Consider the following 24,894-nt stretch of genomic DNA (forward strand, 5'->3'; position numbering starts at 1 on the left):
TTATCACTGATTATCACTGACACTCATCGTTTGTAAAACACCCTATATTGAGATCAGTAATATCACTAAATCTGCTATTGCCATCGATATTGCCTTTAGCTATGCACCACCTGTTGATACCATTGATCTTACCGTGTAAGTTATACATTTACACTGATCCCGTTACCCCCATCCATTCAGCATAAAGCATGTCGATGATCATCTCCCTCAACAGATCCATCTTGGGGTCATCCAATAAATATATATTAAATTGAACACATTTTTTTATTGGGGAAATGCAATTTGGGGTATTTCAGATTTTCTGGATATACTGTATTTACGTTCATATTTATGCTGAGATCTATGCTGAAATATTGACGAAGAGAAATGATTCAGAAGATCAGTATCTGGCAGAAAGGTTATGCCCATTTCATGTGTTATGACCAACCTGTTGCACCCCCTGCAAGCAAACTGGACAAGTAGCTTCAATAAAGCATTGCGTGGAATATAAGTAGTTCATATGTGACAAAGGGAGGGAGACAAATGAAAAAAATAGATTTCAAAGGGCCAAGAGATATGCACAAATCAAAATGTACTAACTGCGGCCAGGAAACACACGTACCTTTCGTACCGGACCCAAAAAGACCGGTATACTGCAAGGAGTGCTTCCAGAAACACAAACCACCTAAAAAAGACTAAGTGGATGTGAATGATAATATTTTTTAAAAGCTCAAAGTGAAATGTGCGGTTAGATAGAACATTTCTATAATGATCGCACGATTTATTTTCGGATTAAATTTTGAAACTATTTTTTAAGCAGTCTTGCTTATGATTTGCAGGAGCCGTTCAGGTTCATTGTGGAATTGCTGTAACATCTTGGTTTTCATGTACATCCTCCACACTAAACATTCTCTTATACTCCAATATCATTACCTACCTCTACCTTCTAACTCATTGTAGCTGTTCATTATGAATTTAACATTTCAGGATTCTAGTTACTCAACATTCTAAGATTCAAAATTTGTGAGGTAAGTATTATATCTCAGAACTGCCTAAAGATTGTTGCTTGCTAACAGATGAAAATAAGTGATCTGTTGTTTTAATATATTCGAATAATAGGCGAGAACAATCATGATGTCTAAATTTAGAAATTTTTTGGCAATTAGTATACCAATAGCGATTATCATATTATTCATATCGTTATCTGAAAGATGGGATACAATTGGTCCTTTAAGCATTCTTTATATCTTAGTAGGTGGACTGTTCTGGAAATTTGTAAAATAAGCAGAACTTAATTGAGATGATTTTTGTATGAAACCTAAAATCGAAGTCTTGGCATATATTGAACAACTTGATAAGATGATTGAAAGATGTATGGAGTTAAAGGAATACAGTAGCTCAGACTTATTCTAGAGTAAAAAGCGCGGTGTGGAATGGACATTAAAAGAGAGCTGCCACAACGATTTCACAATATGGAAACCAGATCCTCACAGGAAAACCGAGGATGAAATCGCTGACCGCATATATGAGCTTAAACGGCTTATAGAACGTTGTAATAGATATGGGGAACCATCTGCAACGACATTTATAAAAAGTCAGCTCGAAGGTTTAGAATGGGTACTAGAAGACAGCAATCGTATGTCATATGAGAGAGGACGACGCTATCTCAAAAATCAAGAAAACAAAGAATGCAAGGATTAAATTTCAACCTTCCTACAATCTCGCACATTAATCGTTCTAAGAATTGTGGTAAAAATTTATTTAACAAATCTAATCATTTTTTAAGTGAAATGAGACCTGATAGATCATTAAGTGATATCATCGAAAGTTTGGTGATTGGACTTGTAGTTAGCAGAAGCCAAAAATATTTGCCGATCATCACATTATGCATTGGTGTGGTTGTACTATTCCTAATTTTAGATTGCTCCTCAAAAAGAGCATTAGATGCTGGTAAAGCTACGTGGGATATGATTATGCTGGCAACAATAACTCCTACCAAGCTTATTGTAAAGTCAATAATTCAGAGCATCTTTGATGTAATTCGTGGTTTTCATGGCTGATAATATTAATGTGCCTAATCTGTTAGACCTATTGAATCAATCCTTAAGCATTTTAAGGAATTCATCTCATCGATTCATGGATGAAACAGAATCGTTTTATTCAGGTAAAATCGAACTGCCAAACGGGGAGAAACAGCAGACATTCATATCATTAAACGAGCTTGGCAAGTACAGAATAATGCTACCAGAAGACTACTAAAAGCAACATAAATCTTCTTTTTTTTGATTTTCTGCATCACAAACATCCATAGAACGAAATCAAAAGCTTTATCAATGTTATGCATTATAATGCATAACTATGGGACGCCCGAGAAAAAGAAGAATGGTTAATTTCGACCACAATGTAAGGCATTTCAAACCATCAGGCACTTGCCTGAAAGATCTGGAAGAGGTCAACATAACTATTGATGAACTGGAAACCCTTAGGCTGAGCTATCTTGAAAAGATGAAGCAGGATAGTGCTGCCCAAACTATGGAAATACACCAGTCCACCTTTCAAAGGACGCTCCAGAGAACACTGCAAAAGATCGCAGATGCTCTTGTACATGGAAAATCAATTCGAGTAGAAGGAGGAGACTATACAATGCCAGGAAAGGACGGAACAGGACCGATGGGCCAGGGACCAGTCGGAGGACAGAATCAGGGTCAGGGTAGAGGACAGAGAGGCTTCCGCGGAGGAAAGGGAGCAGGAACTGCCGGACCCGGAGGAGAATGTAAATGCCCAAGCTGTGGTTATGAACAAGCTCATCAGCCAGGAGTTCCCTGTGCTCAGATGACCTGTCCCGAATGCGGGAAACCTATGATCAGGAAATGATCAGGCAGAGAAGCAAACTTGCAGGATCTCACAGGAACACCGGAATGCCATCAACAAAAGTGATCAAAATGAAATCAAGGATCATCTACGGACCTATACTTTCAAGAAGGCTTGGAAGATCGCTTGGAATCGACATTATCAAAAAGAGAGAGTTCAGGAAGAACTGCAATTTTGACTGTGTATACTGTCAGCTCGGACATGTGGACTGGAAAATATCGACCCCTTCAGACGTTACCGATCCCGTAACAACTGAAGAAGTGATCGATGGCATCACTAACTACCACAAGAAAGTGGATGATCTTGACTACATCACATTTTCAGGAACATGTGAACCTACACTGAACCTGGAACTGGGAAACATGATAGAGCAGATCAGACAGATCAGCGATATTCCCATTTGTGTGATCACGAACTCTTCACTCGTTAACAGGAAGGATGTCAGAGAAAATCTTTCGAAAGCAGACCTTGTGGTCGCGACCCTGGTCTCAGGGAACGAAAAGACATTCCAGGCCATCAACAGGCCAGCGGGAGGGATCGAACTTCAGGACATCATCGAAGGACTTCGGGAACTGCAGAAGATGAAGGGGCCGAAGGTTGCCATAGAGGTCATGCTGCTTGACTCGACCAACGACTATCCTGTTAATTCAAGCGACGAGGAGGTCGGGAAGCTGATCGAAGTCCTCAGATATATCGATCCGGATGAGATAGAAATTCTGACCACAAGCCGACCTCCGGCTGAAGATTTTATCATACCTGTTCCTGAGACAAGGCTCAAGGAGATCGCGCAGAAGTTCGATGAGGAGCTGGGAAGAGAAAGAGTCAGACTTGTACTTAAGGGACTCAAGAGAAAAAGATCGAACATAAAGCACGAGAACCTTGTGGACGAGGTATATGACCTCATACTCCGCAGGCCCTGTACATTTGAGCAGGTGGTGCAATCGCTGGATATCGGTAAGGAGGAGCTTGCCCCGATACTTGAAGGACTGGTCGGAGAACAGAAGATCATTGAGATCTTATCTGAGAACGGGACATACTATCGTCCCACATAACTTATTCAGTTTATTACAATTATTCGGGAGATATGTGGACCTCCGGGTAAATTGCACCCATCACACTCCGTGCAATGAACCTATTAGTCACAATATCTCCCGTCCATTCAAAATTTCCAAAAATTGGAAATTGTTTCATAGATAGGAATCCATAAACTCATAACTTCATATATTGCTCATATAGTATTCACCAAACGAATTTGCTGCTATCCATAGGACTAAATAGCCCGGCACACCACAAATAAAACAGAAATAACTAAGCAGGTGAGATACATGCTATTAAAATTCAAGGACAAGGGACCGATCGTTGCTGAAACTGCATTCATTGCAGATTCCGCAGACATCATCGGAGACGTGTTCGTAGGCGAGAACTCAAGCATCTGGTTCAATGCAGTCCTCCGGGCAGACATGGATAAAATAAAGATTGGAAACCGCACAAGCATCCAGGACAATTCAGTTATCCACACCGACCCCGCAACTCCAACCGAGATCGGGGACGATGTGACCGTAGGTCACGGGGCGGTCCTGCATAGCTGTAAGATCGGGGACAATGTTCTCATAGGCATGAACTCCACAGTACTTGACGAGGTCGAGATCGGAGAGAATTCCATCGTTGGTGCCAATGCACTTGTTCCACCAGGCAAGAAATTCCCGCCTAACAGCGTTATCACAGGAGTTCCCGGGAAAGTAAGAAGGGAAGCCACACCTGAGGATGCTGTAATGATAAGGGAAAATGCAGCAGAATATGTGAGGCTGGCAGCAGAATATAGGAAGCAGAAGAAGAACTGATCGATCATCACATATCCGTTAATTGATCCAAAGGAATGAGGTACTATGGAACAACAACTGAAAGAAGCCCTTCTGGAAAAATGCAGGGAAATGGAGATCCCTCTGGTAGGGGTGGCCAATGTTGAGCTCTGGGAAAAGCCCCGGTTCCATCCATGGATACCTGAAGAATTCCATCCTCAGTCCATCTACCCTGAAGCAAGGTCTGCAATAGTCATCGGACTGCCGGTAACACTCCCTGTGCTGGAGACGTCTCCGTCGATATACTACCGCGAGCTCTACAAGACAGTGAACAACCTGCTGGACCAGTACACCTACCGACTGTCAAACTTCCTTACTGAGAAAGGTTATCCTTCTATCTTCATTCCAAGGGATGGATACGGTTCTATCAAGGTACTTCTGGATAATCCCGTTGCTTTCTTTTCACACCGACATGCTGCATTCCTTGCAGGTCTTGGAAACTTCGGGGTCAACAATACCATCCTCACTCCTGGATACGGACCAAGGGTGCGCTTCGGCACGATCCTGACCACTGCCGAGCTCGAACCGGACAACATCATAGAAAAGCAGCTATGCAACCATTGCATGCGTTGTGTCAGGATGTGTCCGTCAAATACACTTGAGGAAAAGGACTATCCGGAAGGAATAACCGACAAGAAAGCCTGTGCATCCTTTAGCGATGAGCTGAACAAACGAGAGATTTCACCTTGCGGGATATGTATAAAGGTCTGTCCGATCGGAGAGGATCGCAAAACCTACGGAAGGGAAGATGCTTCAATGTATGAAAAGAAGGATAAGTTTAAAGATTACCATCGTGCCTGGGAACATGTCCGATCATATGGCGGAAAATAACTGAAAAATGGAAGGATAGGGAACAACTGACCTGTGCTGAGTGATAAGATCAGAAAGAAAAAAAGGAAAAAGATCAGAGGACATCCTTTAAAGCATTTGCAGCAACATAGACACTTCCGACACCGCAGATGTAATGAGTGACCTTTACTGCCTGCATAACCTCTTCTTTTGTAGCTCCTGCTTCCATTGCCTGTACTGCAAGGGATGTTACGCCGTTCACAGCACCTTTTGATGCATCAAGTACCATTGCCATAAGGAGCTTGTATTTTAACGGGATGCCATCTTCTTCGAAAGAAGTTATACGTGTATCCTCAAGAAGCTGGAAAAAGTCTGCATCGGAATCTATTATGACCTGAAGTGGATTTTCTGACATTTTATGATCACCTTCATTTTAAGACTGACAGGAATATATATGAATTTGTTCATAATCAAAATGGATGAAAAAGTTTCCCTTACCTGAAAAGACGGAGAACATTCTTCGGAAGAACGGGGAAAGCGGTTCCTTCTGGGAGGATAGGAAAGACCGTCACCATTGCGGTATCGACATTTATGCACCTGAAGGTGAACCTGTTATTGCTATTGAGAGTGGGGAAGTTATTGACGTCGGTATAATGACATCACCCGAAATGATATCTTACTGGAATGAAACACATTACATAATCATCAGAAACCATTCCGGACTTTTCTGCAAATATGGAGAACTTGGTTCCTCGAACGTAAAGGTAAGAGATACTGTTGAAGCCGGGCAGCTGATCGGATATGTCGGTACTGTGCTGAACAGTGACAAGATTGACGGGAATGCTCCCGAATACATTCAGAAACTAAAAGATAAAAATCCCAGCATGCTCCACTTAGAGCTGTGGGAAAAAGATCCTGTCGTTGAAGACAAGGATTATCTAGGAGGCAACTGGTTCGGAGACGAACGGCCAAAAAAGCTTCTCGACCCTACTGAATACCTTAGGTCTATTGAAAGTCATTAAAATAGAAAAGAAGGTGAAAATCTCAATAAATAATCACAGAACCCTGACCGTAAGGTCAAGGGTCTGCTCATATCCTGTAAGGTTCACTTCTGGTTGCATGTATATGGCAGAAATATTCTGCTCACCAGCTGCAATTGCCTCTATTTCCCATTCATGCTGTCCATAAAGGGAACCTTCAGATTGCGGGATGAACTCATCCCCTCTTACCTGGAGACCGTCCGTCAAGGTCATGTTCCAGACATAGGTATCTGCTGTTGATTCGAACAGCCTGATAAGCATCCATTCGCCTTCTTTTATCTCGATCGCATCTCCAAAATAGTAGCCATCTACGATGAAGGACGGATAAAATTCATTATCCCCTTCCACGACCAGGGTCATCTCGAAATCGTTCGGGACATAGGAGTCTCCATTCCAGGAATTGTATTCTGCCAATATTGATTTCTCACCAATGGACAATGTCCCAAAGGTCCATCCATATGCAGAATCATCATCCACAGGGCTGTATGTTGATGAGTATCCATATCCTTCTTCCATAATGGAAAGGTCATCGCGATCTGAAAGAGACCAGTAGCCTTCCGATGGTGCATCAACATCAATGCGTACTATACTTCCAGCTTTGACAGATACTGTAGTACCATTGTCCTCTTCTGTGAAAACATAGTCCGCCGGTATTTTCTCGATCTCAGGGAAAGCGAACTGATCATCCTCCGCCGGGGCCATTCCCACGGAAAGTGCAGCTATCACCACTCCAACGAGCATAAGAGGTAGAAGATAGCGTTTTACAGACCTCTTAGTAGAACTGCTGGCATTGTCATAGTAGCGTCCTTTTAACATCATTAGCAGGACAGCAAAAAGACATCCCAGGAAGAACCAGAGACCGATGTTATCGGAAAAGTTCGAAAAGAACGTATGAACGCTGTCCATCAGCTGGGGAGCAGCTTCCTCATGAACTACCTTTGCAACTTCTCCTGCAGCCTCATCAGCAACAAGCGAAGGAGCCATATCCATAGGTGCTTCACGCAGAACTTCCTCTTCCACATCATAAGCCATCATGGCAGGTGCTGAGAGCATGCCTCCATCCTCGATAGCAACAGGCCTTGACAAGTACTGAAGCCCTGCAGCACCAAGGAATGCAGCACCGATAACACCGATATACTGCTGTAGCATGCTGATTATGGAAGCCCTGTTGACATTCATGTTCCCGGGAGCCACTACGATCAGTTTCTGCACAGGCTCGTAGATCTTGACCTCACGACCTTTCTCACTCCATTTGATCCTGTGAACTTTGATAAGATCAGCTTCCAGCAAACTGTCAATGTTGTACTTAATAGTGGTAATTGAAAGACCGAGCTTTTTAGAGATATCCGTTGCAGACATCGGCTCTTCGGAAAGAAGGTCCAGGATCTTCAGGGACTTCTCATTGGAAAGCGTCTGCGTGATCTTCTTTGAATCCTCATTGAGCGGAAGTACAACTACATTGTCCGAACTGTCCTGATCTGCATCTTCAGTTTCAGCCTTGTTCTTATTTTCAACGTCTTTAGTGACCATGTTCGCACCAGAGGTTGATCTCATACAACCATGCTTTTGTCTTCAGAAGAGAATGCTACAAACCTTTTAGCAGGTCCGTAGATATCTTCTTTCCCCTCCAGACCGGAGGATCTGCTCTTTATCTCTACAAGATCGGACTCCATCAGGGCCATGACCTTAGCTTCAGCATCCACAAAGGGAAGACCGGTCTTCCGGGAAATTTCCCTGACAGAAAGCAAATCTTCAGAAAGCACTTCCAGTATCCTGAAAGAGCCTTCTCTTGAAAGCACTTCAGTTACGGTTCTTGACCCTTCAGAAATAGGAAGGATCAGGAACTTATCTACGTTTACGGGATTTGATGCACATTCCATGACGATAGTCCCCTTTTTTCTTTAGACGTTATTATCAGATCATTTCCACATGAACATCCAGATCATGTACTCCAGGTTCATTAGGCACCTTATGTGAAGTAGTAGTGTAGTAGTCACCGTTTGAAAGGCTTCCATCACCATCTACATCTACGTGTACTGAAAGTGAATATGTCATTCTTTCATCAAGCTCAGGATGATAGATCATGTATGGAACTGGCTGAATGTCACCAGCATCCATGGAAACATCATCAATGGTGTCTTCTGACATGACAACTGATGCAACGTCCTGAAGACTTACGTCATTAACCTTCAGATATATGGTAGCATTAGAGAAAGACTCCACAGGTTCGTCAAAGATTATCATTCCCTGAACACCATTTTCTCCCAGTGTCAGATCTCCATTATCTTCACCCGCTTCGTGATCGTTTACTTCATCAGTTTCACTAACGTCATCTGCTGGCCCATCTGAACCGTTTTCCGTGCAGCCCATTGAAAATGCAGCGGCCATTACTAACAAAAGTGTCAGGCTGAATACAAAATATTTTTTCATGTTGACCATTCCTCACTATTAACTAAATGAACAAATGATCCGTAGATATAAATCATTTATTTAAGCTACAAAATAATTCGTAGTCTTGGAATCGGGAAATTTAGTGAAAAAAGAGAGGAAATATCCATATCAGGCCTTTGTTGGCCTGAAGATATCTTCCTTAAGGATACCATAATCATCGAAACTTGAACGCATGGTCATAAATATACCAATGGCAACCGTCATTACGGTGGAAACATAGATCCCAACCATTATGGCCATCTGATATTTGATAGCGAGGATCGGACTGGAACCTGCTATTATCTGACCGGTCATCATCCCTGGCAGTGAGACGATACCAATTGTGGACATGCTTGCGATCGAGGGCTTCAATGCAAGGTTAAGACTTTTTCTGGCATAGGGAAGAATAGCTTCATGTTTTTTCGCACCCAGAGACAGACTGTACAGATAACGATTCTCGTTTCTCCGTATCGTATCATAGAAGTTACTGATGCTTACGAGATTTCCTCTCAGGGAATTTCCAAGGAACATGCCGAATATGGGTATCAGGTACCGGGCATCAAAGAGATTCTCAAGATCTACAACAAACGCATTGAAGTAAACGATTATCAGGAAGTTTCCTACTATAAATGAAGCAAGTGTCGGCAGTAGCAACTTTTTCAGGTCAAGACCAACATCATTTATGGTGGAATGAGTTGCTGCAAGGACCATTAACATTAACCACAAAAGATTCACGACTGAATTGTTCAGGTCAAAAAGCACTGTAAGGAAAAAACCCACAAAAGAAAGTTGTACGACCATTCTTGAAGCCGAAACAACTGTATCATGGATTATCCCGAGCTTAAGATAATGACTTACAAACAGAGGAATTGCAAGTAAAAGGAAACATGCCATGAGGGATAGATAGGTAATATCAACAGCTTCCATTCAAACACCCACCGGCACGATTCTTACATTTTGCTTTTCCCAGACATCATCATGGGATATCACCACGAGTGTCCATTCCTTGCGCTCCAGGAAATAATTAGCCACCTTTTCTTTCAGTGCAACATCAAGGGACGAAGTGATCTCATCGAGCAGGTAGACATCCTTTCCAATCAGCACTGACATGATTATGCCTATTCTCTGCTTCTCGCCACCGGACAGGTCCTCGAAATCCATTTCAAGAACGTCTTTCTCAAATCCCAGATAAACAAGAAGCCTTCTGAGCTTGGTCCTGTCCAGTTTTCCTTCATTGAAAGAATAGGAGAATACTTCCTCGATAAATTCGTTCACCGAACCTTCGTAGATATCAAGGTCCTGTGAAACATAAGCGATCCTTTTCCTTGCATCCCATACAGTATTGCTATCAAGCAACCGGTTGTTAAAATAGAGGCTTCCGCTTGTAGGATGGGCAAAGCCCATTGGCATCTTTAAAAGTGTGGACTTACCTGAACCGGACCTGCCTTTCAGCAGAATCCGATCCCCTTTCTTAATATCAAGGTTGAAGTGAGACAATACCTCCTTCTCCCCATAGCGGATGGAAATATCTTCATATTTCAAAAGTTCTGAGCTCATAAGCTTGTTTTCACCTTATTATTTGGAGATGATATTAGAATATATAACATTCAACAGGGTAACATATAAATCACTGTTGGCAAAGGACATAAAAGCTAGTGTACATGAATATTATATGAAAGTATTTATCCAAAAATTACTCTTTTTACACATCCATTAATACATATTTCACATTTCATGTTATTTTAGTTAAATCAAGATTATAGTAATAACATTAACTCATCAGATGGTTATTTGACAGAAATGAAGAACAATAAGCTTATCCAAATCCTGCTGAATGATCAATTTATCAGCATTTTTGAAATGAATTTGCCCTGACGTTACTTATATATTCCATCTTCTCAATACTTTTTAGTATGACAGCGTGGAAGAAAGCTTCAGAGGAACTTGGGGAACTGATGGGAGAAGCCGTTTCTGAATATGATGTTGAGTTTCGGAAGATGTTCGGCAGCCCTGTCTATTTTGTAAATGGCAACATGTTCATCGGTGTTCATGGTGACGGGATCATGCTGCGCCTGCAGGAAGAAGATCAGCAGAATCTCTATGAAGAATACGATGAAGCAGCACCTTTCACACCAAACGGCAGGCGCATGAGGGAATATGCCCTGATTCCACTGGCAGTATATGATGATGAGATCGAGTTCAGGAAATGGCTGGATATCTCGTATAGCTATGTGAGTTCCTTGCCGAAGAAAGAGAAAAAGGAAAAGAAGAAAAAGCAACTTCCGGGAAAACAAAAAAGAGCGAGAAATGATGCTGTGATCACATCTTTTCTTTTTTAGGTGATGTGAGATGTTTCAAGCCCTGAGAACTCGTAAGAGATTATCTATACTTGTTTTATTGTCCCTGTTAGCTATTTCCATCTATGTAGTATCCACATATCTGATAATTGGCCCGGGATTACCTCCTGCTGAGATCATGAAAGAATGGTATCTACCTGATAGAGCAAGTGATAATGAAGAAGATCTTTCTTTATTCCCAGCTATTTCTGAATACTCAGCAGCCGGAAGGTACTCAAATTCCACGATCATGTGTGTGTGGTATTTTGAAAAGGAATCTTCTTTTCTAGAAGGTGAGCAAAAATTATCAGAATATTTAAAGGAATCAGGACAGGTTGAAATTGTCGAAGTAAATATCACAAACGAGCTGAACAAAGTTATCAATGATCGCGGAAAAAATTGGCAACCTACCAACGGACCACGGGTATTTGATGTAACCAAATACCAAGGAACAAAAACATCAGGTTACTTCATCGTTTATAAAACCCCGTTCCTTGAAAAGAGCGAGGATTATTTCATAGCATATTACGGTACAAAAGACACGAACAATTTCACTACTAAGAAAAATGACCTTTTGTATCTGATAGCCCGGTCATATTATCTCGGAGAAGGAAATGTAACATCTCTGGATATCGAAAACAGCGAGAACAGGAAGAGCTCTCCCCTGTCCTCTTTAAAAGACTTTATTGGCTGGTACTATTGTCCTATTGCAATCTGACCTTGTTTTGCATCACATATCTTCCTTGATGTACTTGATCATCCTCGGCGTAAGCAGTGGAATGATCTGCGGAAGCATGTTAGGCATCAGGTTCTCCATTGACTGTGGCATGAGATCAGGCATCTGTTCCTTCATGTCATCGGACATCTGCACACGTTTCTCCACAGCCTTGAGCATGTCAGGCATGACCTTTGGCATTATGCCTGGTAGAAGCATTGGCATCATGACAGGCATCATTGGCTTCATCATGAGGTCCATACCAGGTACGTACTTGACCATCTTCATCATACCACGCAGTGGAGCAGGCATTGCAGCCATCATCTGTGGGAGGAGTTCCACCATCAGATCGGTCATGTTCTCAGGCTTGAGGAGGGCGATCATCTGGTCGAATGTAACCCATGCTGTGAGTGCGGTGTTCGTTGTATCAGGAATATCATATCCCATGCTACGGGCGACTGTTGCTGAAAGGTCCTGGACATCCACCGGACTGCCACTCTTCTCTGCAGCGATCCTCAGCTGTACCTGGCAGCATGGACAGGCAGCGACCATAATGTCAGCACCGATATCCTCAGCTTCCTTCAGCCTCATGTTACCAACGACGTTAGCGATAGCCGGGTCAGCGACCAGTGTCAGAACTGAACCACAGCAGTGACCTTCTGCCCTGTTGTGCTCCATTTCACGCAGTTCGACACCTGGAACAGATTTGATAAGATCCCTTGGTGGCTCATAGATACCACCGGCACGACCCATGTGGCATGCATCGTGGACTGTGACGACTTTGTCAAGAGGTGTTACGAACTTCTCGGAAAGTACGTCGAGCTTGTCCTGAAGCACCTGTGAGTAGTGCTTTGCCTCGAAATCGTATTCGATGCCAAGCTTCTCCGCCCACTGGCGATAGAAGGTGTCCCATACCAGCCAGCATGCAGGACAGGATGTGATAACGGTCTTTACACCTTTCTTCTTCATGTTCTCGATGTTCATCCTCATGATCTTCTCGAAAACATCCCACTTACCGGCAGCAAGCATAGGGATACCACAGCAGGACTCTTCCTTGCCGAGATATGTGATCTCCATTCCTGCATCTGTCAGCAGACGAACTGAAGCTTCAGCGATGTCCTTCTCAACAAAGGAAGCTGTACAGCCTGCGAAGTAAGCATATTCAGCCTTGTCCTTTATCTTGGGTTTAAGGTCCTCAGGCATCCATTCTTCCCTGTTCTTGAGGTACTCTCCCCAGATGTTCCTTTCCTTGAGCAGGCTGGAAGCCATGATCTCGAACGGTGGGATGGTCATCATGCCACGTTCCACGACAAGTTCTTCTCTCATGGTCATCCAGGAATCGTTGATCGGAAGGTCAAGCTGGCATCTGTGATCACAGAGCTCGCAGGTCGTACAGGCAAGGAAAGTATCCACTTGCTCCTGTGTCATCTTGTCCCTGCCGGCAAGGTATTCCTTGATAAAAAACCACTTACCTCTCGGGGACTGGGATTCCCAGCCGCGACCGTAGTACTGGTCACACTCTTCCACACAGTAACCACACTGTGCACAGGTGTATGCATGTGATACGATGTCTGCAGGGATATCTTTCTGCTTTTTGAAGGTCTCTTCACCTACACCGCTTCTGTTTCCGACGAACCTCATGATCGGCTCGAATGCCTTGGACATTGAGATACCGGCCTTGAGGATGCCTTTACCTGAAATTGTCTCCGGGTTCATGATATCATCCGGATCGACCTGCTGCTTGAGGACGAGCATCTTCTTCAGGCGGTCTCCGTAAACCTTCTCGGCCTCCTTTGCGAAGTAGAGACCTGAAGCGTATATCCTGCCACCATTCTCCTCGGCGATCTTGATGATGCTGATTCCAAGTGTGAATGCAAGGTTGAACTTGAAGGATCTCTCAGAGTGAGGAATGAAACAGAGCAGTATCACGTTTCCGTTCTTCTCCACCATACCTTCTATTAGTACAGGAAGATCTACCTTAGCTTTGATCTCATTGAAGACCTTGCCGACCTTGTCGACAGGAACAATTATCTCCGCAGGGATGAACGAAGGACCAAGCCTCTTGACCTTCATGGAGCGGAACCACTCGCCTGCTTCATGTTTGGATATTTCTTCAGAAAGGATCTTGCCACCATTACTGGTTATGATATTTTCAAGGGCACTAACATCCCTTGACTCAGGATAAATAAAGTTACAAATATATGACGCAGGCAATTCCGGTCTGTCCTCAACAACCGGTTCGCCGTGATGGGTTGAAAATGGCATTTCATTCTTCATGCCTGCCCAATCGGGATTTATAAATGATATTGACCAGAGTGGCACTTTTTCTGCAGCTACTGCCTGAAGGGCCTTCTGCATGGATTCTGAATCAGCAAATTCTGCTGAAATGGATGCAGTATCTTCCATATTGCGGACCTTAAGGGTGATCTGTGTAATGATACCGACAGTACCCATACTTCCGATGAGGCTGTCCATTTCATCGCCTGTGAAATCCCTGACCTCACCGTTTGGCAATACTGCCCTTGCAGATACCATGGTGTCCTGCGACCAGCCGTATTCATAGCTGCCGTATCCTATACCGTTCTGTGCAAGCCAGCCACCTACTGTTGCTGCGGGGGCACTTGAAGGCATGGCACATACAGAAAGGTCCTTTTCATTGAGCTTTTTCTCAAGGCGCTCCCATACGATACCTGCACCGACTGTAACGGTCATGTTCTCAGCATCGATGGATATGATGTCGTTCAACAGGTTGACATCTGCAATGATACCGCCCTTTGTAGGAATGACACCACCGTAACCGGATGATGCACCGGCACGAGGAACAATAGGAATGGAATGTTTACGGGCAAAGCCCATTAGCTTGACAATGTCTTCCTCTGTGCGAAGTTTTACTATCGCTGCAGGGTCGGTATTTCCTAACATCATCTTTGCCATTGACGGAAGTGCACCGACATCATGACAGTAGAAGTGTCTTTCTCGTTTGCTGAAATTCACGCGGTCGCCAAATATGCCACCGAGTTCTTCCTCCTGAGAGGAGGTGAGGTTTGCTGTGTTTTTTGCCATACGTTCTTCCCCCTTATAATGTGGGTCGTTTTTCAATATAAACTTATTACATTAATTGTGAGATTTATCCAATTTTAAAAAAGAAAAAATTGGAAAACATGTTCTTCATTTTAGAATGAAAGTGAATCCTTCGGACATTTGTCAACACATCTTCCGCATTTGATACAGTCAGGGTTGTTGCCGATATCGCGAACCTTCAATTGCATCGGACAGACCTTCTCACAGAGCTTGCAGTCAACACAGGTATCATGATCCATCTGAAGCTGGTATTTGTTACCGCCGATGATCCTCTGCATTGTTCCCATTGGACAGAAGTTACACCAGGACCTTGTGTTGAAATGCCCACCAAGGATTGTGCCGATGATTGTCGTCATAAGACATACCGAGACAAAGATGGTACCGATGAGATCAAAGGTGTTCTGTGCAGCAAATGTGACCGAGATACGATACATCATGAAAGTGATCATTGCTGTGAATACAGGGATCCTGAGCCACATGCTTGACAGGATCTTCGGGATCTTCCTTTTCTTTGATATCTTGATTATGCCGTAATCGAAGTAGCTTCCACGTGGACAGAGATTACCACAGAACCAGCGACCTCTGAAGATACTGGTGATGAACAGTGTTCCCATTACAACGAGCATAAAGTAACCCAGTATAGGATACCAGAGACCTCCAAGGGAGACTATGATGACCAGTGAGCCAAGATAAGGTCGTATTTTATCAAGATATGGTTTTGTGTTAAACATTTACCAGTCCTCCAGTTCCTGTTCGACCTTCGCCACCCATTTGCTGACAATGCCCATAATCAGCTCTTTTATCTCTGCTTTGTTGTTTATCCTGTAAATGAATGAATATCCGCCTCCATCGAGGTTGTTTTGTGATTTTGTGAGTATGCCTTTCTCATGCAGTTTCTTAACAGACCTCTGGACGGTTGAAAGGTCGAGTTCTGTCAGGGTTGCAATCTGTTCCGTTTTGCTCCAAATATCAGGCTCTTCAAAGAAGTACTCCAGCACTTTCATGTCAGCCCGTGTCAGGTTCAGAGCACATTTTATCACATCTTTAATTTTGAATTCCTTACATGCGAAATCGATCATTGAATCACCTTCATTTATTGTCAGTACTGCTAAATTCTCACAGTTGTATATAAACATGGTTAAGTACTGGAAAAAGAGGGATGGTTTTGGCAGTACCGTGGATAACTGCGAGGATCTGGCAGTCTCCAAAATGCACTAGTTATTTAACTTTGAATTGGATCCATATAAAGTGCCTCAAACAGTAAGTTTGTGCATTAGGAAGGCGGCTTAAAAACAACTCATATTTTCATTTACGACTCTAAAGCTGTATATCCCCACCTCATATCTTAAATTGGTATCATCAGACCTGTTCTCGGGTTTTGAATCACAAACACCAGGTTGCTGAAAATTCCAATATTTAAAATATCATCAGACCATGGCGAGATTTTTAAATAGTTATAATCTTATAGATAATTGGGGGTATTGAAATAAACAATCAAGTATCTTCAGATTGTGATTGTGAAAAAAACTCTTTAGAGCCTAAACGCATCGAAGATAAAGATTAGTCCGAAACAGATGTAGATGGGTGTGATTTCTCAGATTACATTATTAAAAATGTAATCTTTTCTAAGGAAGGTCAGCAAGGTAGAATACTTAATAATGTTATATTTAAAGGTGCTCAACTTGAAAATGTAACATTTGATAATGCATTTATAAAAAACTCCAATCTTGATTTATCAAAGATTAAAAATGTTACATTTAAAAAGAGTCAACTTGAAAATGTAACATTTGATAATGCAAATGTATAGGACTGTAATTTTAGTCTATCTAATATTAAAGATGTTACATTTAAAGGTGCTCAACTTGAAGATGTGAAATTTGATAATGCATTGATAAAAGATTGCAATTTTGATTCATCAGAAATCAAACATGTTACATTTAAAGATATACAACTTGAAAATGTAATATTTGATGATACACTTATCGAAGACTGTAATTATGACCCTTCGAATATTTATGATGTTACTTTTAAAAATGCTCAACTTGAAGATGTTACATTTGAGAAATCACTTTTAATAAACTGTAATTTTGATTTATCGGTACTTAAAAAGATTAACTTCAGGAGATGTGAACTAATAGAGTCTAGATTTCGTAAGGCTAAGGTCTCATGGGGTGATTTTAAATATTGTGATATAAATCTGGCAACATTTCAAGATTCAAATATTAAATATTGCGACTTTTATAGAGCTCTTTTTAAAAATGTAGTCGTTTTTCGACATTGTAAAATAAGAAATAGTAGCTTGTATTGTACGTATTTTAGCGAAGGTGCAACTATAAGAAAAGATAATCTTAAAGATGGCAAAATCTTACAGCAAGATGAAGATACTTACAGAGACTTTCTGGAATACTCAAAAGAGCGTGGCATTAAAAATAGAGATTGGAATTTGGAAAAATCATTAAATGATCGATTTTTAGATGCAGAAGATATCTTTAGATCTCTGAGTGGGTTTTGGTTGACTAAAGGTTATATGCACGATTCCAATTGGGCTTATGTACAAGCTAAAAGGATTGAACGCAAACGATTGAAAAACGAATTGGAGATTAAGAAGAAGAAGAGCTCATATTATGTAAAATTTAAAATGCATAATGAAATTTTTTGGAATTATATTGCTGACATTTCATGTAAATATGGCGAAAGTCTGACAAGAATAACACGAACGTTGTTTGCTACACTACTAATTTTTGCTCTTATATATTACATTGAACTATCTTTAACATCCATTAACCAAGCACTATGGATAAGTTTTCAAAGAATGGTGACAATCAATCCCGAAGAATTGACAAATGTACCTAATCTGATTCAATTAATTAGTCTAATACAAACAATAATAAGCATATTATTGATTGGATTACTTGGATTTATTTTAGGTAATAAAGTAAGACATCAATAATTATAGAGATATTGATAATGATAAAATGTGGATTACGAATATAATCCCATTTTACTTTTTTACAATTTATTAAAATCAAATATAGAATTGCAATCTAAGGGCATTATTCCTATTAAAAACTAAAAATTGAAACATAAAAAGTGAACAAAAGCTCTCAAATCCAATACATATACACCAACGTACAACAACAGACATTCCAAAAAAGAATCACCTGCCGGATTTTACCTACATATTTATCAATGATGGACTATTATCAAAACGGCAGGAGATTAACATGAGCACACGCGAGTATATGCTTGGAAACGTGGCGATCGCACGCGGTATTGTGGAAGGAGGAGGTAAAGTTATCTCCGGGTATCCCGGTACACCTTCTTCTGAGATCGTTGACACGTTATCTGCAATGAAAGAACGTGATTTTTACGTTGAATGGTCAGTTAATGAAAAAGTTGCTATGGAGGTTGCTGCAGGAGCTGCCATGACAGGTGTGCGTTCTGTGGTAACAATGAAACACGTCGGTCTAAACGTTGCAGCAGACCCTCTTATGACACTTGCCTACATGGGTGTCAAGGGTGGAATGATCATCATTGTCGCTGATGATCCTGCATGTCATTCATCACAGAATGAACAGGACACACGTAAGTATTCCGAATTCTCACTTATGCCATGTCTTGACCCTTCCACACCACAGGAAGCAAAGGACATGATCCCATACGCTTTCGAGCTTTCCGAGAAGTTCGAGATCCCTGTGATCTTCAGGCCAACAACAAGGATATCACACGGCAAGTCTGAGATCGAACTTGGAACCATCACCGACCACAAGATAGAGGCAAAGTTCGAGAAGGACACCTCACGCTGGGTAATGGTACCAAGCAATGCAGTAATTCGTCACCCACACCTTCTTGGAATACAGGAAGGCATCATGGAAGAGCTTGAGAACTCACCATGGAACGAGCTCAACATCAATGAAAACTCAAAGATCGGTGTCATCGCATCAGGTCTGGCCTCAGTATATGCTAAGGAAGCAATGGAGAACCTCGGTCTGGAAGCATCCTTCCTGAAGATCGGAGCATATCCTGTTCCTGAAGGTCTTATCAAGAAGATGTACGAGCAGTGTGATACAGTGCTTGTGATCGAAGAGCTTGAACCAATAGTCGAAGACCGCTGCAAGGTCCTCGCAAAGGATATTGACAGCCCTGTAAAGATACTCGGCAAGACAGGAGGATACATCCCAAGGGTCAGCGAGCTCAATACCGATGCCTGCGTAAGGGCAATTGGAAAAGCATTCAACATCGAAGTCGATGTTCCGGAGATCGCTGAAGCAGAACTTGAACTCCCACCAAGGCCACCAGCACTCTGTGCGGGATGTTCACACCGTGCTACCTATCACGCAATGAAGAAAGTGTTCGGCAAGAACGCTGTGTTCCCAAGTGACATCGGTTGTTACACACTCGGAGTTCAGAATGGAACAGTCGATACAACACTCTGTATGGGTGGCAGTATCACCGTTGCATCAGGCATCTACAATGCAGGCGAGAAGCAGCCTATCTGCTGCTCCATTGGAGATTCCACATTCTTCCATACAGGAATCAACGGACTGCTCAATGCTGTCTACAACAAGTCCAACATCACAATAGCCATCCTTGACAACCGCATCACCGCAATGACAGGACACCAGCCAAACCCAGGTATGGGACTCACATCCACAGGTGAGCCTACAAAGGAGATCGACATGGAACTCCTCTGCCGCGGACTCGGTGCAGAGTTCGTGGAAACGGTCGATCCATACGATGTCAAGGCAACAGAAGAAGTGTTCAAACGTGCAAAGGACTTTGAAGGTCCTTCCGTGGTGATCACCAGACAGGCATGTGTCATCCACGCACGCAGAGCAGGTGTCAGGCGCATTCCGTTCAGGGTAGATACAGAGAAATGTATCGGATGCAGAATGTGCGTCAACCTCGGATGTCCGGCAATCGAGTTCGATAAGGAAACAAAGAAAGCACATATCAATGCAATGTGCACAGGCTGTGGACTCTGCAGTGCGACCTGCAAGTTCGATGCTATCGTGGAGGTGCAGAAATGAGCAGCAAAGCTTCTGAATTCGATCTTGTGATCTCAGGTGTTGGCGGGCAGGGAACCATCCTTGCATCAGACATCATCGGAAGGTCAGCGGTCCTTGAAGGAAAAGGCGTAAGGGCAGCAGAGACCCACGGAATGGCACAGCGTGGCGGTTCAGTGGTCAATCACGTTCGTATCGGATGTGAGCTCGGTTCCATGATCCCACTCAAGGGAGCAGATTGCCTCCTGGCACTTGAACCCGTGGAAGCCCTGCGTTACATCGAGTACCTCGCAGACGACGGCGTGATCATAATGAACACCGAATCGGTTTACCCGGTAACTGTCACAACAGGAAAGGCAACTTACCCATCCGTTGACAGCATCGTGGAAAAGTTGAAGGAAACACACCGTGTCATCGCTTTCAATGCAAGCGAGAAGGCAGCAGAGGCTGGAAGCAGGCAGGCAATGAACGTCGTGCTTGTTGGAGCAGTCTCCAACTTCCTGCCGATCAAGACAGAAACCCTGCTAGATCGCGTTAAAGAAATGGTCCCTCCAAAGACCATTGACACGAACGTAAAGGCTTTCGAAATGGGAAGAAGCATGGTCGAGTAAGACCATACTTCAATTTCTTTTTGTTTTCAAGACCAGAGATGTACACCATCAAGACAGAAGATTTCGACCTGGATTATACGCTTGACTGCGGCCAGGTATTCCGCTGGGACAAGGACGGAGACTGGTGGACAGGAGTGGTCAACGGTGCCGTTGCACGCATAAACCAGGATCCTAAGACAGGTGAACTTCTGGTTGATTCATCCCTAGATGAAGATTTCTTTTATCATTACTTCAGGCTCGACGACGACCTGCCTGCAATTTTTGAGCAGATCAACAAGGACGAGCACATGGACATCGCGATCAACAAGTATCGCGGATTGCGTCTTATACGCCAGGACCCCTGGGAATGCCTGATCTCCTACATGCTTGCCACCGCCTCGAACATCCCGAGAATAAAGAAGAACATAGCCATGCTTTCAGCAATGTTCGGGAAAAAACTGGAAGACGGCCTTTACAGCTTCCCGAAAGCAGAAGACCTCGCTTCCACCTGCTGCGATGATCTCTGTGAATGCAAGATGGGATTCAGGACAGCCAGGATAATCAAGGCAGCATATGTTGTTGTCACCGAGGATATCGTTCTTGATAACCTCTTCAGACTTGACTACACCGCTGCAAAGAAGGAGCTGATGTCACTGGAGGGTATCGGTGAGAAGGTCGCCGACTGCATCCTGCTGTTCGCCTTTGACAAAATGGAAGGCTTCCCTGTGGATACCCATGTTGAGAAGATCGTCAGGACCTACTATGGCGACGATCCGTTCTTTGAAGGCAAGGCCACCAAAACAAAAATAGGGAACTGGGGCAGGCACTATTTCGGGAAATACTGCGGCTATGCACAGCAATATTTGTTTTACCAGAAGCGTCTCGAGGGACTTATCTAATCCTACTCAGTATATTCCCACGCTGTTCAAATAATTTGGTTAAAATTGCCCCGATTGTTAAACCATAGTTGCTGTCCTATACAAAAGTGAGATGGTTCGACTCCAACCCCCCGCATGGCACGTTGGGGATATATACAACGCTAGAAAAGTGAACGGGATTGTGTGAATCCACTATACAACCAATGCCTAAACATCAAAGTATAAATAAAATGTTTTTTCATGAAGTTGTGCATAATTTTTACAAATCACACTTTAGATTCTAGAACAAAAAATGCATATTAAAAATTTAGATATCTTTTTAAAATATGGTAACCATTCTAGATTACAATGAGTGAAAAGAATGAAAAGAGTGCTAAAAGTGCCACTCATGAAATTATGTCGTTAGCGGCATATTATCTAATTTTGCTTATAGTATACCAAGTAGTTCTATATTTTTTAGGGGACATTATAGTCTTTGATCGTTTCTCATCACTAATTTTAATCATATTCATTATATTGCCGTTGTTTTTGATATTTACCGAAATTGAAATATATGGGTTTAAAATTAAGAAAGAATTGGATGAGTTTAAAGATTCGGTGGTCACAAGGTTAGACCGTTTTGAAAATACTTTAACTCAATCATCAAATCAATATACGACAGTAATTGTTGATGGAAAAACATCTGAACCAAAACAGATTGATCTAAAAGATATTGATAATCTGGAATTTAAATTTAAGAAGGAATACGAAGATGCCAAAAGATGAATTTTCAGTTACTTTTTGGATTCGAATCTCGGAAAATCCAAAATGGAGTAATTTAAATAGTACAATTCGTTTTCCTCCAATCTATACGCAAGAGGGCGTTAGTATATTTATTACTAAATTGGGATCCCAATTGAGAGTTTTTGTACTTGACCCTGAAATAGGATATAGAAAGATTAAGACCGAAATAGCTACCTATATTAAAGATGATACTTTCGTTGCATTAGTTGTGAAAGGTGATTATACAACACTATATCTCAATGGTGAAAAAGTAGAAACCGTAGATAAAAAATCAATGGATAAAGAAGTTGAAATTGGAGACTATGTAATCGTTGATGTTAAAGAAGGAGACCTCTCTGGAGTTAAAATGACCAACGACTTTTCTGTTATGTTTCCAGCTGAAGTGAAACAAATATTTGGAGATAATGGGACTTTTTATTTCTTTGGTCTAAATCAAACTGTTGTTCTACCAATAAACAGAATACATCGTTGGTAAAAAAGTAAAGAATACCATCAAGCGTCGATAGTGAATATCTTCCTCATCACCTTTGTATCCAACTTAAAATTCCCTTCCCCTACTCGATCTTTTATTTTTCCAGCGTGCTCCTATGCTTGATTCCAATTTCCCTAGCTCCATCAGGAGTTTAAGATAGAATTGTCTTCTTAATCTCATCTTCATCAACAAATACCTGAGCCTGCCTCACATCCAATTCCTGCTTATCAATATTATTTGCTTCCTTCCCAATGTAAACAACACCATCAGCATGAACATGTCTCCTCTCAAGAATCCCAATCTCTCCATTAGACTTATGCTCAGGATGTTCCACATACTGCCCGATTGTCCTACTAAAATCGTTGAATTTGGATAGATTTTAATTTTGCTAAGGATCAAATTTATCTTTTTAAATACTGAAACAGTATAGTTATGGAACAAGATCTCTCTATTCCACCAGTAATTATCCGACCTGCAACCGAGATTGACACAGCCCAAATAATGATCTTCATCAGATCCCTTGCTGAATTCGAAAAATTAGCTCACACTCTGACCGCAACCGAAGATGACATGAAAACTTCTTTATTCGGAAAAGAACCATGTGTAGAAGCAGTGATAGCTGAGATCAACAACAACCCCGCCGGATTAGCACTCTATTTCCACAACTTTGCTGCATATATTGGAAAACGCGGACTCTACATTGAAGCTATATATGTTGATTCTAAATATCGCGGATTAGGGGTTGGAGAAGCACTTCTAAAACATTGTGCGAAGATTGCAAAAGAGAGAGATTGCGGGACAATGGATTGGGTGGTTTTGGACTGGAATCCTGCAAGGAAATTTTATGAGAAAATGGGTGCTAAAGCTGAAGATGAATGGGTTGTTCACACTCTGGATGCGAAAGGAATAGATGAGCTTGCAGAATGAATACATTCGTGTACGTTATTTCAAATTCATTTTCATCTATTTGATAGCTTCAAGACTCAGAGATCCACTTCTGCTATACACAGCAATACTATATCCCCTCAATTCTCTACTAGAGGTTGTAAAGTTATTAGATATTGAGAATAGTAAACAGGATTGAAAGTCAAAATTAATCAAAGGGCAATGTACAAAGATTTAAAAAAAGAAAACAGGAATATTCGGTCACTGGACCTTTGCCTGAATTTCCTTTGCAAATTCCTTTGCTTTCTGAACACGGGATTCATCGGGCTGTCCTTTTGTGGAAGGACCCATCTCACCAAATGTTTTCATCTGAGGGTCATCGGACTTTAAGAGCATATCAATAATAGGTTGTGCAAGTTCACCCTGACATTCAAATGTACCAAGATAATTTCCACTGGCTGCGAGATCCTTGCAGGAACCAGTCCATGAATGTATGGCTTCAAATCCTTCAGGAACAGCATGGGTCATGAAGAATGCTACGTTCTTGCCAGCTACATTCTCTTTTACGAATTTTGAAACATTCTCAGGAATGTTGAATTGCATTACCGGGAAGCCCACAAATACAAGATCATAAGCTTCAAAATTATTTACATCCTTAATGTCTTTGATGTCCTTTTCGCCAGCAATTTCACCATAAATAGCTTCTGCGATCTTCTTTGTGTTTCCTGTCTGTGTCATATATGCTACTAATGTTTTCATGAACTCACACCTTATGATTGATATAAAAACTAGGATATATACATTTATAAAGACAGAGGTTAGTAAAATGTACAAACATTAAATTAGTACAGAAAAATATACTATAATAAGGAATCTTTACAAACTTTATCCCCAACAAATCAGATCAACACCAACTTTTAATCTTAATAAAGCATTGATATATATTGCATTTCATTATTTTTCTAAAGTGCATTGCCAGGAGATGTATGTGTGTCGAGAAATATGTGTACATGGAAAAAAGACGACATCAGAGACAGGGAAGATGAATTCAAAGAACTTGTCACAGGCGCGAAATTCTACTGCAAAAACTGCGGAAGAGCATCAAATGATATGAAGTACCTTTGCAGACCGGGGAAACTATAAAGCGATCCCGGAACACATTGTCAATGTGATCATGGTT

At 41.9% G+C, this 24,894-nt stretch carries 30 protein-coding genes; 19 read left to right on the forward strand and 11 right to left on the reverse strand.

The genetic code is table 11. The features are described 5' to 3' along the window. The first annotated feature begins 522 nt into the window (after window positions 1-522). From LI82_RS12780 to LI82_RS08385, 7 genes are all read left to right on the forward strand, one after another. Window positions 523-678 (forward strand): CxxC-x17-CxxC domain-containing protein, encoded by a 156-nt coding sequence (locus tag LI82_RS12780; RefSeq protein ID WP_081955793.1) that lies wholly within the window; start codon window positions 523-525, stop codon window positions 676-678. 989 nt (window positions 679-1,667) lie between these two features. Continuing rightward, complete coding sequence (locus LI82_RS08365) at window positions 1,668-2,039, forward strand: hypothetical protein (protein ID WP_048194974.1); 372 nt, start codon at window positions 1,668-1,670, stop codon at window positions 2,037-2,039. A gap of 76 nt (window positions 2,040-2,115) precedes the next feature. Next, window positions 2,116-2,238 carry a hypothetical protein gene (locus LI82_RS13575; RefSeq protein ID WP_269078523.1) on the forward strand — a complete coding sequence of 41 codons (123 nt, stop codon included), beginning with the start codon at window positions 2,116-2,118 and terminating at the stop codon, window positions 2,236-2,238. Window positions 2,239-2,337: 99 nt separating this feature from the next. Next, the gene (locus LI82_RS08370) at window positions 2,338-2,853 is read left to right on the forward strand and encodes a DUF134 domain-containing protein (protein WP_048194976.1); all 516 of its coding nucleotides are present in this window, start codon (window positions 2,338-2,340) and stop codon (window positions 2,851-2,853) included. Window positions 2,854-2,921: 68 nt separating this feature from the next. Then, a complete protein-coding gene (locus LI82_RS08375; protein ID WP_048196155.1) occupies window positions 2,922-3,902 on the forward strand; it encodes a radical SAM protein in 981 nt (326 codons plus the stop codon). Window positions 3,903-4,175: 273 nt separating this feature from the next. After that, window positions 4,176-4,691, forward strand: coding sequence for a gamma carbonic anhydrase family protein (locus LI82_RS08380; protein WP_048194978.1), 516 nt, complete (start codon window positions 4,176-4,178; stop codon window positions 4,689-4,691). Between the two features lie 45 nt (window positions 4,692-4,736). Next, the gene (locus LI82_RS08385) at window positions 4,737-5,540 is read left to right on the forward strand and encodes an epoxyqueuosine reductase (RefSeq protein ID WP_048194979.1); all 804 of its coding nucleotides are present in this window, start codon (window positions 4,737-4,739) and stop codon (window positions 5,538-5,540) included. A gap of 73 nt (window positions 5,541-5,613) precedes the next feature. Here LI82_RS08385 and LI82_RS08390 read toward each other — a convergent pair whose 3' ends face one another. Then, complete coding sequence (locus tag LI82_RS08390; RefSeq protein ID WP_048194980.1) at window positions 5,614-5,913, reverse strand: carboxymuconolactone decarboxylase family protein; 300 nt, start codon at window positions 5,911-5,913, stop codon at window positions 5,614-5,616. Window positions 5,914-5,977: 64 nt separating this feature from the next. Here LI82_RS08390 and LI82_RS08395 point away from each other — a divergent pair, with 64 nt between their 5' ends. Then, window positions 5,978-6,520 (forward strand): M23 family metallopeptidase, encoded by a 543-nt coding sequence (locus LI82_RS08395; RefSeq protein ID WP_048194982.1) that lies wholly within the window; start codon window positions 5,978-5,980, stop codon window positions 6,518-6,520. Between the two features lie 33 nt (window positions 6,521-6,553). Here the strand turns inward: LI82_RS08395 and LI82_RS12785 are convergent, their stop codons facing one another. The 5 genes from LI82_RS12785 to LI82_RS08420 form a co-directional block, all read right to left on the reverse strand. After that, window positions 6,554-8,068, reverse strand: a complete 1,515-nt coding sequence (locus LI82_RS12785) for a protease inhibitor I42 family protein (RefSeq protein WP_081955794.1) — start codon at window positions 8,066-8,068, stop codon at window positions 6,554-6,556. Window positions 8,069-8,088: 20 nt separating this feature from the next. Then, window positions 8,089-8,418, reverse strand: coding sequence for a hypothetical protein (locus LI82_RS08405; RefSeq protein ID WP_048194984.1), 330 nt, complete (start codon window positions 8,416-8,418; stop codon window positions 8,089-8,091). Window positions 8,419-8,452: 34 nt separating this feature from the next. Then, on the reverse strand, window positions 8,453-8,968 hold the full coding sequence (locus tag LI82_RS08410; protein ID WP_048194986.1) for a YbaY family lipoprotein: 516 nt from the start codon (window positions 8,966-8,968) through the stop codon (window positions 8,453-8,455). A gap of 129 nt (window positions 8,969-9,097) precedes the next feature. Further along, window positions 9,098-9,895: an ABC transporter permease gene (locus tag LI82_RS08415; protein WP_048194987.1), complete on the reverse strand. Its 798-nt coding sequence runs from the start codon at window positions 9,893-9,895 to the stop codon at window positions 9,098-9,100. Continuing rightward, window positions 9,896-10,525 carry an ABC transporter ATP-binding protein gene (locus LI82_RS08420; RefSeq protein ID WP_048194989.1) on the reverse strand — a complete coding sequence of 210 codons (630 nt, stop codon included), beginning with the start codon at window positions 10,523-10,525 and terminating at the stop codon, window positions 9,896-9,898. 356 nt (window positions 10,526-10,881) lie between these two features. Here LI82_RS08420 and LI82_RS12520 point away from each other — a divergent pair, with 356 nt between their 5' ends. Both LI82_RS12520 and LI82_RS08430 read left to right on the forward strand, forming a co-directional pair. Further along, window positions 10,882-11,307, forward strand: a complete 426-nt coding sequence (locus LI82_RS12520) for a TfoX/Sxy family protein (protein WP_081955796.1) — start codon at window positions 10,882-10,884, stop codon at window positions 11,305-11,307. A 10-nt stretch (window positions 11,308-11,317) separates the two neighbouring features. Beyond that, window positions 11,318-12,022, forward strand: coding sequence for a hypothetical protein (locus LI82_RS08430; protein WP_048194991.1), 705 nt, complete (start codon window positions 11,318-11,320; stop codon window positions 12,020-12,022). A gap of 12 nt (window positions 12,023-12,034) precedes the next feature. Here the strand turns inward: LI82_RS08430 and LI82_RS08435 are convergent, their stop codons facing one another. The 3 genes from LI82_RS08435 to LI82_RS08445 form a co-directional block, all read right to left on the reverse strand. Further along, a complete protein-coding gene (locus LI82_RS08435; protein WP_048194993.1) occupies window positions 12,035-15,082 on the reverse strand; it encodes an FAD-binding and (Fe-S)-binding domain-containing protein in 3,048 nt (1,015 codons plus the stop codon). A 110-nt stretch (window positions 15,083-15,192) separates the two neighbouring features. Further along, window positions 15,193-15,831: a 4Fe-4S binding protein gene (locus tag LI82_RS08440; protein WP_201770316.1), complete on the reverse strand. Its 639-nt coding sequence runs from the start codon at window positions 15,829-15,831 to the stop codon at window positions 15,193-15,195. Next, window positions 15,832-16,179: a TrmB family transcriptional regulator gene (locus LI82_RS08445; protein WP_048194994.1), complete on the reverse strand. Its 348-nt coding sequence runs from the start codon at window positions 16,177-16,179 to the stop codon at window positions 15,832-15,834. It abuts the gene before it with no gap. A 584-nt stretch (window positions 16,180-16,763) separates the two neighbouring features. Here LI82_RS08445 and LI82_RS13695 point away from each other — a divergent pair. The 7 genes from LI82_RS13695 to LI82_RS08475 all read left to right on the forward strand — a co-directional run bounded on the left by LI82_RS13695 (window position 16,764) and on the right by LI82_RS08475 (window position 22,832). Beyond that, window positions 16,764-16,907 carry a hypothetical protein gene (locus tag LI82_RS13695; RefSeq protein WP_449405413.1) on the forward strand — a complete coding sequence of 48 codons (144 nt, stop codon included), beginning with the start codon at window positions 16,764-16,766 and terminating at the stop codon, window positions 16,905-16,907. A gap of 63 nt (window positions 16,908-16,970) precedes the next feature. After that, window positions 16,971-18,050 carry a pentapeptide repeat-containing protein gene (locus tag LI82_RS12525; protein ID WP_052402848.1) on the forward strand — a complete coding sequence of 360 codons (1,080 nt, stop codon included), beginning with the start codon at window positions 16,971-16,973 and terminating at the stop codon, window positions 18,048-18,050. 274 nt (window positions 18,051-18,324) lie between these two features. Beyond that, a complete protein-coding gene (gene iorA / locus LI82_RS08455) occupies window positions 18,325-20,130 on the forward strand; it encodes an indolepyruvate ferredoxin oxidoreductase subunit alpha (RefSeq protein WP_048194996.1) in 1,806 nt (601 codons plus the stop codon). After that, a complete protein-coding gene (locus LI82_RS08460) occupies window positions 20,127-20,717 on the forward strand; it encodes an indolepyruvate oxidoreductase subunit beta (RefSeq protein ID WP_048194998.1) in 591 nt (196 codons plus the stop codon). The genes iorA and LI82_RS08460 overlap by 4 nt, the downstream gene beginning before the upstream one ends. Window positions 20,718-20,755: 38 nt before the next feature. Next, window positions 20,756-21,595, forward strand: a complete 840-nt coding sequence (locus LI82_RS08465) for a DNA-3-methyladenine glycosylase family protein (RefSeq protein ID WP_048196164.1) — start codon at window positions 20,756-20,758, stop codon at window positions 21,593-21,595. Window positions 21,596-21,922: 327 nt separating this feature from the next. Next, window positions 21,923-22,339, forward strand: a complete 417-nt coding sequence (locus LI82_RS08470; protein WP_048195000.1) for a hypothetical protein — start codon at window positions 21,923-21,925, stop codon at window positions 22,337-22,339. Next, complete coding sequence (locus tag LI82_RS08475) at window positions 22,326-22,832, forward strand: LamG-like jellyroll fold domain-containing protein (RefSeq protein ID WP_048195002.1); 507 nt, start codon at window positions 22,326-22,328, stop codon at window positions 22,830-22,832. Before LI82_RS08470 ends, LI82_RS08475 begins: the two co-directional genes overlap by 14 nt. 148 nt (window positions 22,833-22,980) lie before the next feature. Here LI82_RS08475 and LI82_RS08480 read toward each other — a convergent pair whose 3' ends face one another. Next, window positions 22,981-23,163, reverse strand: coding sequence for a hypothetical protein (locus tag LI82_RS08480; RefSeq protein ID WP_048195004.1), 183 nt, complete (start codon window positions 23,161-23,163; stop codon window positions 22,981-22,983). Window positions 23,164-23,261: 98 nt separating this feature from the next. Here LI82_RS08480 and LI82_RS08485 point away from each other — a divergent pair, with 98 nt between their 5' ends. After that, window positions 23,262-23,756, forward strand: coding sequence for a GNAT family N-acetyltransferase (locus LI82_RS08485; RefSeq protein WP_048195006.1), 495 nt, complete (start codon window positions 23,262-23,264; stop codon window positions 23,754-23,756). 219 nt (window positions 23,757-23,975) lie between these two features. On the opposite strand, the gene LI82_RS08490 is transcribed toward LI82_RS08485, so the two are convergent. Beyond that, window positions 23,976-24,473 carry a flavodoxin family protein gene (locus LI82_RS08490; protein WP_048195008.1) on the reverse strand — a complete coding sequence of 166 codons (498 nt, stop codon included), beginning with the start codon at window positions 24,471-24,473 and terminating at the stop codon, window positions 23,976-23,978. Window positions 24,474-24,704: 231 nt separating this feature from the next. Here LI82_RS08490 and LI82_RS13205 point away from each other — a divergent pair, with 231 nt between their 5' ends. After that, window positions 24,705-24,857 (forward strand): hypothetical protein, encoded by a 153-nt coding sequence (locus tag LI82_RS13205; RefSeq protein ID WP_167879770.1) that lies wholly within the window; start codon window positions 24,705-24,707, stop codon window positions 24,855-24,857. The last annotated feature ends 37 nt before the right edge of the window (window positions 24,858-24,894 follow it).

This window comes from Methanococcoides methylutens, assembly GCF_000765475.1.
Classification (GTDB): Archaea; Halobacteriota; Methanosarcinia; order Methanosarcinales; family Methanosarcinaceae; genus Methanococcoides; species Methanococcoides methylutens.

What these genes read in the sequence shown, in the direction of transcription:
- LI82_RS08410 (WP_048194986.1), bottom strand. Translation starts at nt 8,968, where the DNA reads ATGAAAAAATATTTTGTATTCAGCCTGACACTTTTGTTAGTAATGGCC.
- LI82_RS08405 (WP_048194984.1), bottom strand. Translation starts at nt 8,418, where the DNA reads ATGGAATGTGCATCAAATCCCGTAAACGTAGATAAGTTCCTGATCCTT.
- LI82_RS08380 (WP_048194978.1), top strand. Translation starts at nt 4,176, where the DNA reads ATGCTATTAAAATTCAAGGACAAGGGACCGATCGTTGCTGAAACTGCA.
- LI82_RS08395 (WP_048194982.1), top strand. Translation starts at nt 5,978, where the DNA reads ATGAAAAAGTTTCCCTTACCTGAAAAGACGGAGAACATTCTTCGGAAG.
- LI82_RS12520 (WP_081955796.1), top strand. Translation starts at nt 10,882, where the DNA reads ATGACAGCGTGGAAGAAAGCTTCAGAGGAACTTGGGGAACTGATGGGA.
- LI82_RS08485 (WP_048195006.1), top strand. Translation starts at nt 23,262, where the DNA reads ATGGAACAAGATCTCTCTATTCCACCAGTAATTATCCGACCTGCAACC.
- LI82_RS12780 (WP_081955793.1), top strand. Translation starts at nt 523, where the DNA reads ATGAAAAAAATAGATTTCAAAGGGCCAAGAGATATGCACAAATCAAAA.
- LI82_RS13575 (WP_269078523.1), top strand. Translation starts at nt 2,116, where the DNA reads ATGGATGAAACAGAATCGTTTTATTCAGGTAAAATCGAACTGCCAAAC.
- LI82_RS08445 (WP_048194994.1), bottom strand. Translation starts at nt 16,179, where the DNA reads ATGATCGATTTCGCATGTAAGGAATTCAAAATTAAAGATGTGATAAAA.
- LI82_RS08440 (WP_201770316.1), bottom strand. Translation starts at nt 15,831, where the DNA reads ATGTTTAACACAAAACCATATCTTGATAAAATACGACCTTATCTTGGC.
- LI82_RS08420 (WP_048194989.1), bottom strand. Translation starts at nt 10,525, where the DNA reads ATGAGCTCAGAACTTTTGAAATATGAAGATATTTCCATCCGCTATGGG.
- LI82_RS08475 (WP_048195002.1), top strand. Translation starts at nt 22,326, where the DNA reads ATGCCAAAAGATGAATTTTCAGTTACTTTTTGGATTCGAATCTCGGAA.
- iorA (WP_048194996.1), top strand. Translation starts at nt 18,325, where the DNA reads ATGAGCACACGCGAGTATATGCTTGGAAACGTGGCGATCGCACGCGGT.
- LI82_RS08415 (WP_048194987.1), bottom strand. Translation starts at nt 9,895, where the DNA reads ATGGAAGCTGTTGATATTACCTATCTATCCCTCATGGCATGTTTCCTT.
- LI82_RS08385 (WP_048194979.1), top strand. Translation starts at nt 4,737, where the DNA reads ATGGAACAACAACTGAAAGAAGCCCTTCTGGAAAAATGCAGGGAAATG.
- LI82_RS08460 (WP_048194998.1), top strand. Translation starts at nt 20,127, where the DNA reads ATGAGCAGCAAAGCTTCTGAATTCGATCTTGTGATCTCAGGTGTTGGC.
- LI82_RS08365 (WP_048194974.1), top strand. Translation starts at nt 1,668, where the DNA reads ATGCAAGGATTAAATTTCAACCTTCCTACAATCTCGCACATTAATCGT.
- LI82_RS08430 (WP_048194991.1), top strand. Translation starts at nt 11,318, where the DNA reads ATGTTTCAAGCCCTGAGAACTCGTAAGAGATTATCTATACTTGTTTTA.
- LI82_RS08435 (WP_048194993.1), bottom strand. Translation starts at nt 15,082, where the DNA reads ATGGCAAAAAACACAGCAAACCTCACCTCCTCTCAGGAGGAAGAACTC.
- LI82_RS12785 (WP_081955794.1), bottom strand. Translation starts at nt 8,068, where the DNA reads ATGGTCACTAAAGACGTTGAAAATAAGAACAAGGCTGAAACTGAAGAT.
- LI82_RS08465 (WP_048196164.1), top strand. Translation starts at nt 20,756, where the DNA reads ATGTACACCATCAAGACAGAAGATTTCGACCTGGATTATACGCTTGAC.
- LI82_RS08470 (WP_048195000.1), top strand. Translation starts at nt 21,923, where the DNA reads ATGAGTGAAAAGAATGAAAAGAGTGCTAAAAGTGCCACTCATGAAATT.
- LI82_RS08390 (WP_048194980.1), bottom strand. Translation starts at nt 5,913, where the DNA reads ATGTCAGAAAATCCACTTCAGGTCATAATAGATTCCGATGCAGACTTT.
- LI82_RS08370 (WP_048194976.1), top strand. Translation starts at nt 2,338, where the DNA reads ATGGGACGCCCGAGAAAAAGAAGAATGGTTAATTTCGACCACAATGTA.
- LI82_RS08490 (WP_048195008.1), bottom strand. Translation starts at nt 24,473, where the DNA reads ATGAAAACATTAGTAGCATATATGACACAGACAGGAAACACAAAGAAG.
- LI82_RS08375 (WP_048196155.1), top strand. Translation starts at nt 2,922, where the DNA reads ATGAAATCAAGGATCATCTACGGACCTATACTTTCAAGAAGGCTTGGA.